The sequence below is a fragment of the Bacillus sp. 03113 genome (assembly GCF_006546985.1).
GTDB lineage: Bacteria > Bacillota > Bacilli > Bacillales > Cytobacillaceae > VATK01.
The window spans coordinates 347,706-359,615 of sequence record NZ_ML637008.1; the positions used below are offsets into that span (position 1 = coordinate 347,706).

Annotated in this window: 13 protein-coding genes and 2 pseudogenes; all 15 read left to right on the top strand. The window is 34.9% G+C overall.

What is annotated here, in order from left to right; genetic code table 11:
* Positions 1-125 precede the first annotated feature (125 nt).
* The 15 genes and pseudogenes from modA to FDO66_RS01585 all read left to right on the top strand — a co-directional run bounded on the left by modA (position 126) and on the right by FDO66_RS01585 (position 11,829).
* The gene (gene modA / locus FDO66_RS01515; protein ID WP_141430632.1) at positions 126-920 is read left to right on the top strand and encodes a molybdate ABC transporter substrate-binding protein; all 795 of its coding nucleotides are present in this window, start codon (positions 126-128) and stop codon (positions 918-920) included.
* A complete protein-coding gene (locus tag FDO66_RS01520) occupies positions 895-1,713 on the top strand; it encodes an ABC transporter permease (RefSeq protein ID WP_141430633.1) in 819 nt (272 codons plus the stop codon). Before modA ends, FDO66_RS01520 begins: the two co-directional genes overlap by 26 nt.
* Complete coding sequence (locus FDO66_RS01525) at positions 1,710-2,798, top strand: ABC transporter ATP-binding protein (protein ID WP_141430634.1); 1,089 nt, start codon at positions 1,710-1,712, stop codon at positions 2,796-2,798. Before FDO66_RS01520 ends, FDO66_RS01525 begins: the two co-directional genes overlap by 4 nt.
* A gap of 145 nt (positions 2,799-2,943) precedes the next feature.
* The gene (locus tag FDO66_RS01530) at positions 2,944-3,465 is read left to right on the top strand and encodes a hypothetical protein (RefSeq protein WP_141430635.1); all 522 of its coding nucleotides are present in this window, start codon (positions 2,944-2,946) and stop codon (positions 3,463-3,465) included.
* Between the two features lie 239 nt (positions 3,466-3,704).
* Positions 3,705-4,343 (top strand): histidine phosphatase family protein, encoded by a 639-nt coding sequence (locus FDO66_RS01535; protein ID WP_141430636.1) that lies wholly within the window; start codon positions 3,705-3,707, stop codon positions 4,341-4,343.
* Positions 4,344-4,373: 30 nt separating this feature from the next.
* A complete protein-coding gene (locus tag FDO66_RS01540; protein ID WP_141430637.1) occupies positions 4,374-4,892 on the top strand; it encodes a general stress protein in 519 nt (172 codons plus the stop codon).
* Between the two features lie 61 nt (positions 4,893-4,953).
* Positions 4,954-5,076 (top strand): annotated as a pseudogene (locus tag FDO66_RS01545) (DUF3658 domain-containing protein); the annotation flags it as partial.
* 21 nt (positions 5,077-5,097) lie between these two features.
* Complete coding sequence (locus FDO66_RS01550) at positions 5,098-5,442, top strand: hypothetical protein (RefSeq protein ID WP_141430638.1); 345 nt, start codon at positions 5,098-5,100, stop codon at positions 5,440-5,442.
* Positions 5,443-5,613: 171 nt separating this feature from the next.
* A complete protein-coding gene (locus tag FDO66_RS01555; protein ID WP_141430639.1) occupies positions 5,614-6,642 on the top strand; it encodes an agmatine deiminase family protein in 1,029 nt (342 codons plus the stop codon).
* Positions 6,643-6,663: 21 nt separating this feature from the next.
* A complete protein-coding gene (gene aguB, locus FDO66_RS01560) occupies positions 6,664-7,539 on the top strand; it encodes an N-carbamoylputrescine amidase (RefSeq protein ID WP_141430640.1) in 876 nt (291 codons plus the stop codon).
* Between the two features lie 190 nt (positions 7,540-7,729).
* Positions 7,730-8,254, top strand: a pseudogene (locus FDO66_RS01565) (peptidoglycan recognition protein family protein); the annotation flags it as partial.
* A complete protein-coding gene (locus FDO66_RS21150; protein WP_258535531.1) occupies positions 8,243-8,533 on the top strand; it encodes a DUF5776 domain-containing protein in 291 nt (96 codons plus the stop codon). The pseudogene FDO66_RS01565 and the gene FDO66_RS21150, both read left to right, overlap by 12 nt.
* Positions 8,534-8,946: 413 nt before the next feature.
* Positions 8,947-9,603: a 5-bromo-4-chloroindolyl phosphate hydrolysis family protein gene (locus FDO66_RS01575; protein ID WP_141430641.1), complete on the top strand. Its 657-nt coding sequence runs from the start codon at positions 8,947-8,949 to the stop codon at positions 9,601-9,603.
* The gene (locus FDO66_RS01580; RefSeq protein ID WP_141430642.1) at positions 9,600-10,772 is read left to right on the top strand and encodes a toxic anion resistance protein; all 1,173 of its coding nucleotides are present in this window, start codon (positions 9,600-9,602) and stop codon (positions 10,770-10,772) included. The genes FDO66_RS01575 and FDO66_RS01580 overlap by 4 nt, the downstream gene beginning before the upstream one ends.
* Positions 10,773-10,911: 139 nt before the next feature.
* Positions 10,912-11,829 (top strand): Rossmann-fold NAD(P)-binding domain-containing protein, encoded by a 918-nt coding sequence (locus tag FDO66_RS01585; protein ID WP_141430643.1) that lies wholly within the window; start codon positions 10,912-10,914, stop codon positions 11,827-11,829.
* Positions 11,830-11,910 lie beyond the last annotated feature (81 nt).

Consider the following 11,910-nt stretch of genomic DNA (forward strand, 5'->3'; position numbering starts at 1 on the left):
TGAACAATATTGTTTAACAAAATTTAATAAGCTATAATTCTATGAAATTATAGCTAAATATATCCAAATATAATTAGTTGTATTTATCTATAACTAAATAATTTTTTCTGAAGGAGCGTGTTGTAATGAAAAAAATGGATATTGATGCTTTTGTAAAAAGTTTTCTTTTAGTAATTCTTTTATTTGGTGTAGTAGGCTGCAGCAAAGAACCCGTGCAGCAACAGGAAGAACCCAAGACTTTATTTGCTTATGTTGGAGCAAATCTCAAAAATCCAATTACTGATCTGGCTGAATCCTATGAAGAAAAAACCGGGGTTAAAGTGGAGCTTACCTTTAACAATTCAGGAGCTTTATTAAATCAAGTGGAGACAATGAAAAAAGGGGATATCTATATGCCTGGCGGAATGCCTTTTGTAGAACAAGCGAAGCAAAAAGGGCATATTGTTCAAGTAATTAGTCCAATTGCTTATCATACTCCGGTAATCATTACACCTAAAGATAATTCCGGACAAGTGTCTTCAGTTGAAGATCTTTCAAAACAAGGGGTTAAGCTAGTTATTCCTGATAAAGATGCCACAGCCATTGGAAGAACCGCCTATAAGATCTTCGAAAAAACAGGTAAAACATCTGATATTGAAAAGAACATTATTGCAAATTTAGAATCACCTCATAAAGTTTTGTCTGCCATTACAATGGGGCAAGGTAATGCAGGGATCGTTGAGTACAGTAATACATTTAATATCCAAGACAAAATTGAGGTTATTGAAATTGCTCCTGAACTAAATGAGGTAGAAGCTATTCCAATCGCTTCCCTAGCCTACTCCACTGATAAAAAGCAGGCTCTAGACTTTTTGAAATATGTTGAGGAAAAAGGTCCTGAGGTCTTTGAAAAATATGGGTTTAAGACGAAAAAACCTTAATAACCCTATAAAAAGTAGCTTGTTGTTTATTCTTTTTGGATTTGTATTTTTCCTAATCATCTTATTTCTTCTGTTATTAATTGTCGGGTTGCTATCTTATAGTGATTTAAAAACCGTGGCAAATGTTCTTCTACACCCAGAGTTTCATTTTTCACTTTTGTTTACGCTTTGGACTTCTTTGTTAGCTACATTTTTTGCGACCATTGCAGCATTGCCATGTGGTTATATTCTTTCACGGTATAAACTTCCTGGCAGAGCATTCTTTGATACATTACTGGATATTCCAATTGCTCTTCCCCCACTAGTAAGTGGGATTGCTTTATTGATTTTCTTTGGTCCTTTTATGGGGAAACATCTAGAACAAGCTGGAATTAATATTGTCTTTTCCCCATTAGGCGTTATTGTAGCTCAATGGTTTATTGCAACCCCATATGCGATTAAAATTTTTCAGCAAGGTTTTGCATCGATTGATCAACGGATGGAGAACATAGCCCGAACTTTAGGTTTTTCTCCTACAATGGTCTTTTTTAAAGTGACCTTGCCCTTAACAAAAAACGCAATTTTAAGTGGGATAATGATGGCTTGGACCCGAGCGTTGGGGGAGTTTGGGGCTACTGCTATGCTTGCGGGGATAACTAGGATGAAGACCGAAACACTTTCAGTAGCCGTTTTTCTTAATATGTCCATCGGAGATATAAAATTTGCTATTTCTACAGCAATTGTGATGATATTCATCACCTTGATTCTATTAATTAGTATAAAATTTGTCTTGCGAAATGAGGCACGTACATGAAGAAGCCTTTCTTTCAAGTAACAGGACTGAATGTTCAAGCGGGTGGATTTAAGCTAAAGGATATATCTTTTTCCTTGAATAAAGATGACTATTTAATTGTTTTAGGGCCGACCGGATGTGGAAAAACAATGCTGCTTGAAACAATGGCAGGATTACGAAAATTTAATACAGGCCAGATATTTTTAGGGGAAAGGGATATTACTCTCTTGCCTCCAGAGGCAAGGGGTTTGGGTTTTGCCTATCAGGATAGTTTGCTTTATCCTTTCCTGAATGTGAAAGATAACATTTTATTCGGAGCAAGAGCCAGAAAAATGCATAAGGAAACAAACATCTTGAAAAGAATGATCAGACTGACGGAAGCGATGGGTATTTCTCATCTGCTGCAGCGTTTTCCTAAGTCTTTAAGCGGGGGAGAAAAGCAGAGAGTCTCGTTGGTTAGGGCTATTTTGATTAGTCCGCCTGTTCTTCTTTTAGACGAGCCGTTATCCGCTTTAGACCCACAAACACGCGATTCCATGCGGACGCTGCTACAAGAGATACATCATTCAGAAGGGTTATGCATGATTCATGTGACGCATGATTTTAATGAGGCGCTACAGATGGGGACTAAGTTAATCGTAATGAATCAGGGGGAAATACTACAGCAAGGAAAGCCTTACGACGTATTTCATCAACCCGATTCACTTTTTGTAGCAAATTTTCTTCAGTGTGAAAATATCATACAAGGCAAGATTAACATGGTAGGAGGCTTACCCTGGTTTAAGGACATGGAGAAAGAATTGCTCATAGGGCCAATACCTGATAAACTGCTAACGGATCATATACAAAATGAAGTATGCCTCTTGCTTCAATCAGGTCAACTTAAAGTGACTGCCGATGCACTTTCTATTGACAAACCAAATGCCTGGAGCGCTTATGTAGATAAGGAAATGATCAATCGTACACATGTTGATTTGATCTGTAAGGGGAGTGGAACTTGGCATGTTGCTTTATCAAGGAATGAATGGCAAAAACTTTCTGTTAGAGTCGGATCAAGGGTGACCTTATCGGTAGAAATGGATCATGTACACCTTATACAAAATTGAGAAGTTTATTAGAAAATTAGATTACTACATTCAAAAATGTCTAGACCTCTGCGTTGTAGTGCATCGCAATGAGAGTTAGGCATTTTTTTCATGTAGTTTACATAGCTTTAATACTCGTGATTTATACTTTTATTGAGGTGATTAAATGAGATTAATTGATACATTAATCCTATTAATAATAACGGGAATATGCATATTTATGTTGTTCAGCAAAAAGAAGAAAACGAGAGTATTAATATTTTTGGGAGAGCTTACGGGAATATCTTCTATCCCATTTTTCATTTTTAGGACTACTACTTGGCAAATGGTACCGATCTATGTCTACTCTGTTGGATTAACATTGATTCTTTTAACTAGATGGAAATGGTGGAAAACAATCTCTATTATTGGGTTTCTTTCAATTACTATAACTTTACTTTTATACGTAAGTTTTCCAATACCTAAATTACCTGAACCAACTGGAAAATACAACATTGGAAGAATTTCTTATCATATGGTAGACGAAGGTAGGGAGGAAGATCTTACGAGTAAGAATGATGATTACAGAGAATTAATGGTCGATATATGGTACCCTTCTGATGAAAAAAGCAATGATATATCGACATACATTCCATATTCAGAAACAAAATCAAAGCTTTATCCAGAGGTCGTTTATCATAAACAATAAGTGACTTGTGGAGCTTTCATCGTAAAAGGTGGATTCTACCGAGAATGGGGGAGTACATAAATTGAGAATTTCCTTAGGCAATCGGATAACCCTTTATTAAAAAAGTCTATCATTATATGGATTTGGTTCTGGTAGAATCTATTATCATTGTGCATATAAAAGAGATTTAATAAGAAAACACTTTTTCTAATAAAATGGTAAAATGTTAATTAAAGGATTTAATTGAAGGAGAGAAATACATGTTAAGACTTTTCATTACGAGGCATGGGGAAACTGTGTGGAATACACAAAAAAAGCTACAGGGATGGAAAGACTCGGATCTAACCGAAAAAGGGATAAAAAACGCTTTATCACTTGGAAACAGGCTGAAAGATATTGAATTTCAGTCTATTTATTCAAGTCCAAGTAAACGAACATTAATGACTGCTAAATTAATACTAGGTGATAGAAAGCAGCCAATATTAAAAGATGATAATCTTAGGGAAATGAATCTAGGTGATTGGGAAGGATTAACACACGACTTTCTTCAAAAAAATGACCCTGAAGATTATCATGCATTTTGGAATACACCACATCTATACATTCCAAAATCAGGAGAGGGTTTTTATCAACTTCTAGAAAGAGTAAAAGATATTTTTAGGCGAATTGTATCAGAAAATGATAATGGCAATATTCTAGTTGTGACACATACAATTTCTATTAAAGCATTATTGTCATATTGTAAAAAACTACCTTTAGAAAACCTTTGGTCTCCTCCTTTTATCCATGATACAAGTCTAACTATTATAGAAATTAAAGATGGAAATATCGAAATCATTTTAGAGGGTGATGCAGCACACCGAAATGATGAAAAGAAAGATCGTTATTCCATACAATAAAAAACAGCTGTTATAAATCAGGTGAAACAATTGAAGGTGAAAATAGAAAAGAGATTGTCATATTTATATACAGGAGAATCATTTTCAGTAATTAGCTTTATGATTCTTAGTTTCATTTTGAATAAGGTATTTACTCATTTGCATTTGTATTCTCTTTATTCTTTTTGGATTTCATTTTTTCTTTTAGAGCTTCTCTTAGTACAAGGAACTATGTATTGGTATGCAAAATGGAAACGATTAAAAATAGAAAATACAGCCATAACCCCTACACATATTGTCCATCGATTAAAGAGGATAAAAAAATGGAATATTGGACTAATGCTAATCACCCCTTTACTTTTTGTTATCGATTTTTACAAATGGTATCCTTCACTTCCTGTTAAAGGCTTGTCCATAGCAGGATTTATTTATATTTTTTCCATACTTGAATATATCAATTATTTTCATATTCAACTGTCTTACGATAATCTTTCTGATATAAAGTATTTAATAAAGCCAAAAAGACTAAAAAAAGCGTGTTTAAGTAAAGATTTTCAAAGATTAGGATAGTGCAAATGAGGTTTGAAAGGAATACATTGAATGATCCCTATCTTAATTGGAGCTGAGGATATTAGACCAATATGCAGGTGACGAGTTTTTAGAATATCGTCTAAGGAAATTGATAGAGCGAGGGGTATTTGAGTTCGAAGGAAATTTGGAAGCCATGCGCTTTTATAGCATACGATTGAAATAAAAATTACTTGGGGGAAATGACATGAACTTTAATTGTGCCTGTAATGAAACAAATGAATTGATAATTGAAGGAGATGTTGGAGCAGATCCAATTTGGTGCAGCAAATGCGGCTGTAATCTTGAAATTGAAGCCCTATCGGTTTCAAAAATGCTAGAAATGGAATTATCATCTTGGGCAATGACATATGGAGAGTGGATCGATTGGGATAAGGATGTATTGCTTCCAAATGGGATTGTGCTTGAGAAGGAATTTAACGCAAGAGGGCTTATTTTAACAGAAAAAGTAAAGCAAGAAATAGGAGATCAATATAAAATAAAATTCTCTCCATCATCAAGTACGAGATTATATGCGAAAAAAGAGCTTTGATTCTGTAGCATAATCTCGACTCTCCGCTAATCCGCCCATATTTTCAGTGACAAAATTAATCTATTGAAATCCCATTCCTAATTATGTGATAATGATTGGCAGATTGAACTTTTTTTAACTGATTCAAAATTCAAATTTAAATTTAAATATTTATGATAAAGAGGTTATTAGATGGATCCAAAATCTTTAAATTATAAAATGCCTGCGGAATGGACGAACCATGAGCGTACATTTGTTGCATGGCCTGTTCAAGAATCGATGTGCTTCCCTGAGGATTATGAAAAGGTTGTTAAGGGATATTATATAGAACTAGTAAAGGCTATTGCTGAATTTGAACCTGTGACGGTCGTTGTAAATCCTGGTGAAGTCGAGCAGGTAAAAAATTATTTTTCAGAAGCGAATGTTGATTTCCTCGCTATTGCACATAATGATGCGTGGATACGTGATAATGGTCCAACTTTTTTGATCAATGAGGATGGAAACATAGCAGGAGTCAACTGGAAATTTAATGCGTGGGGAGGCAAATACGCTCCATGGGATTTAGATGATCAGGTGGCACCGCAAATCCTTGACCATTATGGTGTCAAACGTTTTGATGCACCACTTGTAATCGAAGGCGGCTCCATTCATGTAGATGGAGAAGGAACGGTCCTTACAACAGAAGAGTGTCTATTAAATCCGAACCGCAATAAAGAAATGACGAAAAGTCAAATTGAAGATTATTTAAAGCAGTTCTTAAATATCGAAAAGGTTATTTGGCTTAAGAAAGGGTTAAGCGGTGATGAAACGGATGGGCATGTGGATAACATTGCTTGTTTTGCAGCGCCAGGAAAAATATTGATTCAGGTTTGTGATGATCCGAGTGATGAAAACTATGCGATCACGCAAGAAAATCTTGAAATTTTAAGAAATACTATAGATGCAAAAGGAAGAAAGCTAGAAATCATTCCAATCGGGCAGCCTCCGAAGACTGAGCATGATGGAAGCAGACTGACGTTAAGCTATTTGAATTTCTATTTTGTGAATGACGGAATTATCCTTCCTGTTTTTGGCGGGGAAGCTGAAGAAACGGATAAAATGGCGGAAAAGGTATTATTGTCTGTTTTTCCTGATAGAAAAATTCGAAAAATCGATGGTATGTCTATTATTAAAGAGGGTGGAAATGTGCATTGTACTACCCAACAAATGGTGAAAATCTAGTTGATAAATGAGGGATGGATCATGAGAAAAGTAAAAGTAGCAGCGACACAGATGAGCTGTTCTAATAATATCGAAGAAAATATTCGTAAGGCTGAGTCCCTTGTAAGAGCGGCTGCTGGAAAAGGAGCACAAATTATCCTTCTTCAAGAGCTATTTGAAACGCCGTATTTTTGTCAAAAAGAAAAATCAGATTATTATGTGTATGCAACGGAATTAGAACAAAATAAGGCTGTTAATCATTTTAGAAAAATTGCCAAGGAGCTTCAAGTTGTATTGCCAATAAGTTTTTATGAAAAGAAAAATAATGCTCGTTATAACTCTTTAGCTGTCGTTGATGCAAATGGAGAGGTGCTTGGATTATATCGTAAGAGTCATATTCCAGATGGTCCAGGCTATGAAGAAAAATTTTATTTTAACCCTGGAGACACTGGGTTTAAAGTTTGGAATACACGTTATGGAAAAATTGGCATAGGGGTATGTTGGGATCAGTGGTATCCTGAAGCTGCTAGATGTATGGCTTTAATGGGAGCAGAAATCCTTTTTTATCCAACAGCGATTGGATCTGAACCACAGGATGGTACGATAGATTCGAAAGATCATTGGCAGGTTTGTATGTTAGGACATGCTGCAGCCAACCTAGTCCCTGTGATTGCCTCAAATCGCATTGGATTAGAGGAAGATGAAGACTCAAACATTACCTTCTATGGCTCATCTTTTATCGCAGGACCTCAAGGAAACAAAGTGGCAGAAGCGAGCCGTGACAATGAAGAAGTAATCGTTGCTGAGTTTGATCTGGATCAATTAGAGATCCAACGAATTGAGTGGGGAATTTTTAGAGATCGACGTCCTGATCTGTATAAGAAAATTGCAACCTATGACGGGGAACAAATCCTTTAATAAATCAGGAACAGAATAATAAAATCAATGTTTAAGCTTTTTAACATAAAAATATAATGTGTACATTTCTTGAAACATCTACAAATGGGTGCCTTTTTAGGGCACTTTTTTTTATTTAATAGATAAGGAATGTGCCGTTACGAGCAGACATGCTTTTGTATGAAATAATTAAAAAGGAGTGAAAAAAACGATGAGCTATGCAATCACAAAAGATTTTATTAATTTCGGAAATGCTAGAAGTGGACAAAAAATCGGTACAGTGAAATTCATTGTTGCACATGATACAGGAAATCCAGGTTCAACGGCCTATGCAAACCGCAATTACTTTCATAATAGTCAGCCAAGTGCCTCTGCACATACTTTTATTGATGATCAATTTATACTTGAAATGATTCCTGTCGATGTTCCTGAAAAAGCATGGCATGTACAATACCAAAAGCCTGCTGATAATCAACTATTTGGTGCAAATGCCAACGATGCGGCAATCGCAGTGGAGCTGTGCTGGGGAGGGGGCATTAATTTTACAGAAGCGTATAAACGCTACGTATGGTACATGTCTTATCTTTGCATTAAATTTGGATTAGATCCTAGAAAGCATATTGTATCGCACAAAATACTCGATCCACAAAGAAGAAGTGACCCAGACAATGCTTTAAACCGCTATGGAATTACATTTGAACAATTTATTAATGACGTAAGCATTGTGTACGCTGCTGCAAATCATCCGTTACCATCGCAACTTGACCAGCCTAGCCAATTTCATGTAGGAGAAAGAATAACATTGCAAAACCATGAAAGTACATTCCGCATTAGAGTAAAGGCCGCTTCACTTTGGTACTATGACCGTCCTGATTGGAATGCCAAGAAGGCTACTGTTAAAGCAGGAGAGATCTTTACGGTAATAGAAACATTGATAGTGAATGGTTCAAAAATGTACAAGCTTAAAAGCGGAAACTATATAACAGCGAACCCTCAATATGTTGAAAGAATATAAAATAGCGTTTTGCTATGCCAGATTGATAAGAAATAATATTTTTAAAAGGATGCAATCAAGTTGTGTCCTTTTTTTCTTTATCTTGTAGATTCAATAAATAGAAACGAGTAAAATGAAAGTAGTTATATCCCTTTTTTAGGAAGATCCTTCTCTTTTCCCTCTACAACTTGATTTCAACTAATATAAGAATGAGGATGAAAATACGTCTCTGGTCTTAGAATACTTTACATTTACAGTCTATCGTTAAGTATTTTTTTTTCGTGTATGGTTGAACATGAAGAAGAAACGAATCGATCATTGTTTTAATAAGGTGTGATATTGACTCCTTGCTCAATTCGTAAATACACTTGAAACCATTGATTTTGTTTATTCGTATAATTCTTAAAAGAGACTATGACAGGAGCCGAATGATCATGAATTCATTTTTACTTTTTCTAATACGAGCATCCATTGTTTTACCTTTAGCTATGATTATTTGGTTGATGAGTGTTGTCATTTTCAACCAAACCTACTTCCTTTCATTTATATTCTCTGTAGCTGGAGGGTTACTAGCAAATATAATGATTTCTGTTATTGCTAAAAATCGTTTTTTGAAAAAGCATGGCTTGACGAGAAAAGAATTTAAGTATATTAAAAGAAATTTGGAGGAAGCAAAGCAGAAAATAACACGACTTCATAAGTCACTGCTGTTAGTTCGACACTTTCCTTCTTTGAAAAAAAGAATCGAGCTAATGCGACTCACAAGAAAAATATATAGATTAACGAAAAAAGAACCAAAACGATTTTATAAAGCAGAACGGTTTTATTTTTCACATTTAGATTCCGCTGTTGAGCTAACAGAAAAATACGTTTTTTTGTCAGATCAGCCGAGCAAGAGCATGGAGTTGAATCAGACATTAGATGATACACGCCAGATGCTAGACGAGTTAACCTATTACGTTCAAGAGGATTTACACGAAATGATTTCAGATGACATTGATCAACTAAATTTTGAAATGGATGTTGCCAAACATTCCATAAACTCAATCAAAGATTCAAGCATTCTTGACGAAAGCAGGAGGTTAAAATGACCGAAAAACAGTCTTCTTTAATAAAAAATACAAGTCAGGCAAATTTAATGGATGAATTACTTTCAAATCCATTTGGTGATCATCAAGAAGTACCAACTATGCAAAAGAAAGAGGGACCAACAAAGCTTATCGATGTAATACCAGAAGAAAACAGAGCAAAAGCGCTCCAGCTTGCTGAACAAATCGATCCTAAAAATCATCAAGCAATGATCTCTTATGGAACCCCAGCCCAATCAAAGCTGCTTAGCTTTTCTCATAGTATGCTAGAGCATGTACAAAAAAGAGATGTTGGTGAAGTTGGAGAAATTATCAGCGAATTGATGAAGAAATTAAACGAGGTAAATCCAGATGAATTAAAATCTGAACGTTCCTCGTTTTTTGCAAAAATGTTTGGAAGGATCTCAAGTTCTATTCAAGAAGTGTTGTCCAAATACCAAAAAACCGGGGCTCAAATAGATCGAATTAGTGTTAAGCTCGAACGCAACAAAAATCTTTTATTATCAGATATCACAATGCTTGACCATCTATATGAGAATAATAAGGAGTATTTTCATGCACTAAATGTTTATATTGCTGCTGGAGAAGTGAAGTTAGATGAATTATATCAAACCACGATCCCAAAGCTAAGAAAAGAAGCAGAAGAAACAGAGGATCAAATGAAGTTTCAGGAAGTAAATGATATGCTTCAATTCGCTGATCGTTTAGATAAAAGGATCTACGATTTAAAGTTAAGTAGAGAGATTACAGTTCAAAGTGCCCCACAAATTCGACTTATTCAAAATACAAATCAAGCGCTAGTTGAAAAAATTCAGTCGTCTATCATGACAGCTATTCCATTATGGAAAAATCAAGTGGCCATTGCCTTAACACTCATAAGACAACACCATGCTGTAGAAGCACAGAAACAGGTTTCAAAAACAACCAATGAACTACTATTAAAAAATGCTGAGATGCTGAAAACAAACACGATCGAAACAGCAAGAGAAAATGAACGAGGATTAGTTGATATTGAAACCTTGAAAAAAACGCAAGAAAGCTTGATTTCAACTTTAGAAGAAACGCTGCGTATTCAAGAAGATGGGCGTAATAAGCGAAGACAAGCGGAATCTGAACTTGCTTCAATGGAGTCTGAATTAAGACAAAAATTATTAGAAATAAAAGGGAATTAAGAATGAATTTCAATTAATAGCACTTCCTTATTAATTGAAATTTCTGAATTAAAGAATACCCCTTTACAAAATATCTCCATCTCTCTAAAATGAATATTAATATAACTTAATGTATGATTATGCACACGAGGTGGAAACGTTGAAACATATACTAACTTTAAAAGAATTAAATAAAGATGAAATAACTTCTATTATCCATACAGCGGTAGAAATGAAAAAGAACCCGGAAAATTTCTACGAAGATTGCTCTAAAAAAGGGTTATTGATGTTATTTCAAAAAACGTCAACAAGAACAAATCTATCCTTTCAATCAGGAATGAACCAATTAGGTGGATATGCAGTTAATATGGATTGGGATTCAAGTAACTTTTCGATTTCTCCAATTCAATATGAAGCAAGATATGCTTCAAGAAATTCAGATATTATGATGGCAAGATTGAAAAAACATACAGATGTTGTAGAACTAGCGAAATATTCTAGTGTTCCAGTTATAAATGGATGCTGTGAAAAATATCATCCTTGTCAAGCGTTAACTGATTTAATGACTTTTTATGAAGTGAATGGATCGTTTGACAATGCAGCAATTACGTATGTAGGAATTCATAATAATGTGGCAAATTCCTTGGTGATTGCCTGCCTGACTCTTGGAGTGAAGCTAAATCTTGTGACACCAATTGTAAATGAAGCTTCTTGGGATGAGGAGTTAATGAGTCAAGCATTCGAAAGCGGTTTTATTCAAAAGTTTGATAGCTTAGAGCAAGCTTTACCTGTTACTGATTTCATTTATACTGATACTTGGATTGATATGGAGTTCTTTAACGATGAAAGCTATCAAGAAGAAAAGGAAGCAAGAATCGCAACGATGATGCCTTTCCAAATTAGCTATAAGAATCTTCAAGGATACAATCCTTATATCATGCATGATATGCCAATCCATCCTGGATTTGAAATAGAAGAAGAGATTATTGAATCAGAAAAATCGGTTATTTATCAGCAAGCAGAAAATCGCATGCATGCCCAAAAAGCTTTAGTTTCCTATCTATTAAATCAAGCTTAAATTCTTAACAAAGAGGGGTAGAAAAGCATTAATTAAATGTCTTTTCTATCCCTTTATAAAATCCCTTTATAAAGTTTTACA

Coding starts and splice junctions, on each gene's coding strand:
- modA (WP_141430632.1), top strand. CDS start 126: ATGAAAAAAATGGATATTGATGCTTTTGTAAAAAGTTTTCTTTTAGTA.
- FDO66_RS01550 (WP_141430638.1), top strand. CDS start 5,098: ATGAACTTTAATTGTGCCTGTAATGAAACAAATGAATTGATAATTGAA.
- FDO66_RS01580 (WP_141430642.1), top strand. CDS start 9,600: ATGACCGAAAAACAGTCTTCTTTAATAAAAAATACAAGTCAGGCAAAT.
- FDO66_RS01525 (WP_141430634.1), top strand. CDS start 1,710: ATGAAGAAGCCTTTCTTTCAAGTAACAGGACTGAATGTTCAAGCGGGT.
- FDO66_RS01520 (WP_141430633.1), top strand. CDS start 895: ATGGGTTTAAGACGAAAAAACCTTAATAACCCTATAAAAAGTAGCTTG.
- FDO66_RS01555 (WP_141430639.1), top strand. CDS start 5,614: ATGGATCCAAAATCTTTAAATTATAAAATGCCTGCGGAATGGACGAAC.
- FDO66_RS01575 (WP_141430641.1), top strand. CDS start 8,947: ATGAATTCATTTTTACTTTTTCTAATACGAGCATCCATTGTTTTACCT.
- aguB (WP_141430640.1), top strand. CDS start 6,664: ATGAGAAAAGTAAAAGTAGCAGCGACACAGATGAGCTGTTCTAATAAT.
- FDO66_RS01535 (WP_141430636.1), top strand. CDS start 3,705: ATGTTAAGACTTTTCATTACGAGGCATGGGGAAACTGTGTGGAATACA.
- FDO66_RS01530 (WP_141430635.1), top strand. CDS start 2,944: ATGAGATTAATTGATACATTAATCCTATTAATAATAACGGGAATATGC.